Genomic DNA, 3,399 nt, shown 5'->3' on the forward strand with positions numbered 1-3,399 from the left:
GTGAAGAACCGCGGTCGCGCGAAGAGCCGTACGCGCTGGGGTTGTCCTCCATCGCGGCAAGGAGGAAGTCGCTTTCCGTTTCCGATGGTGCTTCCCATAAGTCACTGTGGCTACCGGACGCGCCGGTGGGGCGGGAGGGCTGCGGGGGAGTGGTCACCGATGGCTCCAGACGGTGCACGGATGCGGAGAATGCTGGGGCGGGCTCCGTTGTATCCGCCCTATTTGCCTTTCTGTATCTACGGCCGACCGTGATCTGCCGGTTCACCTCCCCAGCCGCCCGCCCGCAGCCATGTGTGGCCCCGGCCATGGGCCCCACGGGTCGCCGGCACCCCGACCACAGGCTCGACCATGGCAGGTCAGCGCCCTGTCCGCACGGGGCCGAGGATCACCGCCAGGCTGAAGCCGCCGCAGGCGGTCGCGCGATTTTTGACGGGCTGCCAGCAACCATCCGCCGCGCCACAAGACCCGCCGCGTCCGGAAGGGCTGCGAACCACGACGGGGGAGGCCAAGGTTCGCAGCCCATCGCCGCTGTGAAGCGAGCGATGGACCAACCGTAATGATCTTTCGCAACAACTCTGTATCGAACAGCGAGTTCCAGCCAGTCAACTCATTTCAGCCAACCAGTTCCAGCCGCACCCTTGCAGTACCGTGCTGCGGGCCGCCCCGCGTTGAGGCGACAGCCGGCTCCGAGAGCCGTTGCGACGCTGCCGCCGTCGGGCCTCCGACCCCCCCGGGCGCGCAGCTCGGCAACGCCCGGGAGACGGACGCAAGAGACGAGCCAACCCTACGTCTGTGCTGGTCAAGGACTTGCTAGTGAGTTGCCCAGCAGCTCCACAGTCGGCCGCCGCGCGACGAACGCTCCGCCGGCCATGGTCGGCGGACCTGACAGCCACGTTGGAAAGGCTCAGTGAGCCTCTTCAGAACGACTACTGGTCGACTGACGATGTGGGTGACGGCCCTGGACGGCATCGGCCCGGCCGCCCTGCTCAAAGCCCGTCAGCCCATGAGCCTGGTTCACCGGCGAGAGACCCCACTGAAGAGGCTCAGTGAACCGTTTTCATCCTGAATATGCGCTGGTCGACAGGGTGAGGACGGCTTGGATTGCCGTGTCGATGCGGTGGGTGGAACAGCGGGCCCGCCGCAGTAGCCTCCAGGTTTTGAGCTGTGCGAAGGCGCGTTCGCCGGGTACTCGGAGGCGGGCGTGGTCGCCGTTGAACTGCTGGTACTGCTCGGGTTGTTCGCTGTGGTGGTAGTAGGGGGTTCGGAAGGTGGCACCGGCGCCTTGGTAGGCCCGATCGGCGAGTACGAGGATCTGCCGGGTGAGGCCTGCCTGGACGATGCCGTGGGCGCGGGCTGTATTCAGGTCGTGCGTGCGGCCCGGGGTTGCATGGGAGAACCACAGCGGGGTGCCGTCCGGACGCGCGATGACCTGGACGTTCATGCCGTGCTCGCGGTGTTTCTGGGAGTAGTACGGCTTGTGGATGAGCGTGCCGTCGACGATGACGAAGTCCTCTTCGCCCAGGCCGACAAGGGCTTCGTGCAGGCTGGGCGCCCAGGAGGCCAGGACCTCAAGGGTCTCGTCCACGTACCGCCAGGCGGTTGCGGTGGAGATCCCGAACCCCCCAGCGAGCTGGGGCAGCGTCTCGTTCTTGCGCAGGTGCACCAACGCCAGCAGGGCCTGGTGGAAACAGCCCAGCCTGCGCCACCGCGTGCCGCATTCACACCTTCGGGCATAACTCAGCCAGAAGTCGTGCTCGACCAGCTCATGCGGGACGTCGAGCGTCGCACGATACGGGACCAAGCGAGGCTCCTCGGACGAAGCGTGGTGCGCAGAGAACACCACCGCAACGACCAGGAGCCTCGCCTCGTCACACCACCCCACTGACCTGCCTCATCACCCTTGCAGGACAGGATGAAAACAATTCAGTGTGTCGATCAGGTCGGCCGCGATCAGGGCCTGCCAACCGGCGTTGAGCCGACGCCACCGGCTGCCGATCGCGCGGCGGTGTTCACGGAGACGGGCGGTGAGAGAACGAAGATGTGAGCTGGACGGTTCAGTCCGGACGGGTAGACAAGCACGTGGAGCCTCTGCAGAACGGGTGATCTTGATTGTGTAGCCCGTCTACCAGGGGCTTCACTCGTCTGTCATGCCAACCGCCGGACACGACAGCAGGTTGGAAAAGGCTCAGTGTTCCTGCCCCAGGTGTCGGCGCGATAAGCGAACGTTAATTGCCGCCCACTAGACTTGTCAGAAACTCACGAAACTACCTTTTCCAGAAGAGACTTCCATGGCCTAATCGCCTCGCATACTGGAAAATTACTAGGGGAATACTTTGCCATCCCACGATGATGTCGATTCACTGGAAGCCAAAACTCGCACGATCCCTCTGAGGGATGTAGTCGATTTCGAGCTGCCTTCCACTCAGTACGACAGTGTCATTGCGTTGCGTTCGGCGATTGCAACGAAACTTGCCGAAGCGACAGGGAGGGAAAGGCAGGTAACTGTATCCTTCGCTGAAGGTGAGATCTCGACGAACAAGGTAATTTCAATGTTACTTCACCTCTCCGCAGCCAGGTATATGACGGCGCTGCTTGCCTACAGTGAAAATGTGCACGCAGAATTTCTCGCTCGGATGCCAGCCTATATGCTGGAATCACACACAAAAAAGAGCACTTTTCTGGAGAGCGGCTTCCAGGCGTATGAGAACAAAATGATTTCGGAGATGGCGGCCGCACTGCGCATCCCTGAAGAGTTGCTGCATTCTGCCCACGTCCGAGTATGCAAGGAGATTGCTGATACAGATGGCAGTAACGCAATACCGGGTTATGGGCAAACCCCCACTAAGGCCCCTGCAGATGTCCCGGAAGTAGCGCGGGAGGTGATTCCGGCATTTACACCGAATCTAGTTGCAGGCAGGGTGCGCGTTAAATCTCCAACGCAAATATTCACGGCTGCCCTCTACCTTACAGCGACGGTCAGGAATGTGTGGGCAGAAAATCACAGCACTGATCAATCCGAGTTGACGCCCTCCTCTACCTCAGGTTCGCGTGAGCGGCAGCTCATAACGCACGCGGCCGTTTTGGGGCAGGATGCTTATCAATCCCAATCTCATCGGGGGCAGGGTGCGGATAAGACCCAGTCTGAACTGAGCGCATCAGAGGGTCAGTGTCAAGTATCGCCCGTGCCGGTCAGAAGCCCACGGAGGTGAGGCGCGCCAGTCGGCGCGATGCGCGGCGACCTTGCGCGATTTCCGCTACCTGCCGCGGTCAGGTAGCGAAAATAGATTCTCAAACGCTGAACCTATTTCATCCTGAATACGTGCAGGTCATGAGTGTGTGGATGGCTTGGACGACGGTTCCGATGCGCCGGGTGGAGCATCAGGCCCGACGAAGCAGTTG

General features: G+C 61.7%; 2 protein-coding genes. One reads left to right on the top strand and one right to left on the bottom strand.

From position 1 onward, the window contains the following. Positions 1–1,057: 1,057 nt before the first annotated feature. Entirely contained in the window at positions 1,058–1,801 is a 744-nt protein-coding gene (locus ACH4C6_RS36230) for a transposase family protein (RefSeq protein ID WP_398112823.1), read from the bottom strand. 532 nt (positions 1,802–2,333) lie between these two features. On the opposite strand from ACH4C6_RS36230, the gene ACH4C6_RS36235 reads away from it, so the two are divergent. Next, entirely contained in the window at positions 2,334–3,209 is an 876-nt protein-coding gene (locus ACH4C6_RS36235; protein ID WP_398112824.1) for a hypothetical protein, read from the top strand. Positions 3,210–3,399: the final 190 nt, after the last annotated feature.

The organism is Streptomyces sp. NPDC017943 (genome assembly GCF_044328425.1).
Classification (GTDB): domain Bacteria; phylum Actinomycetota; class Actinomycetes; order Streptomycetales; family Streptomycetaceae; genus Streptomyces; species Streptomyces djakartensis_A.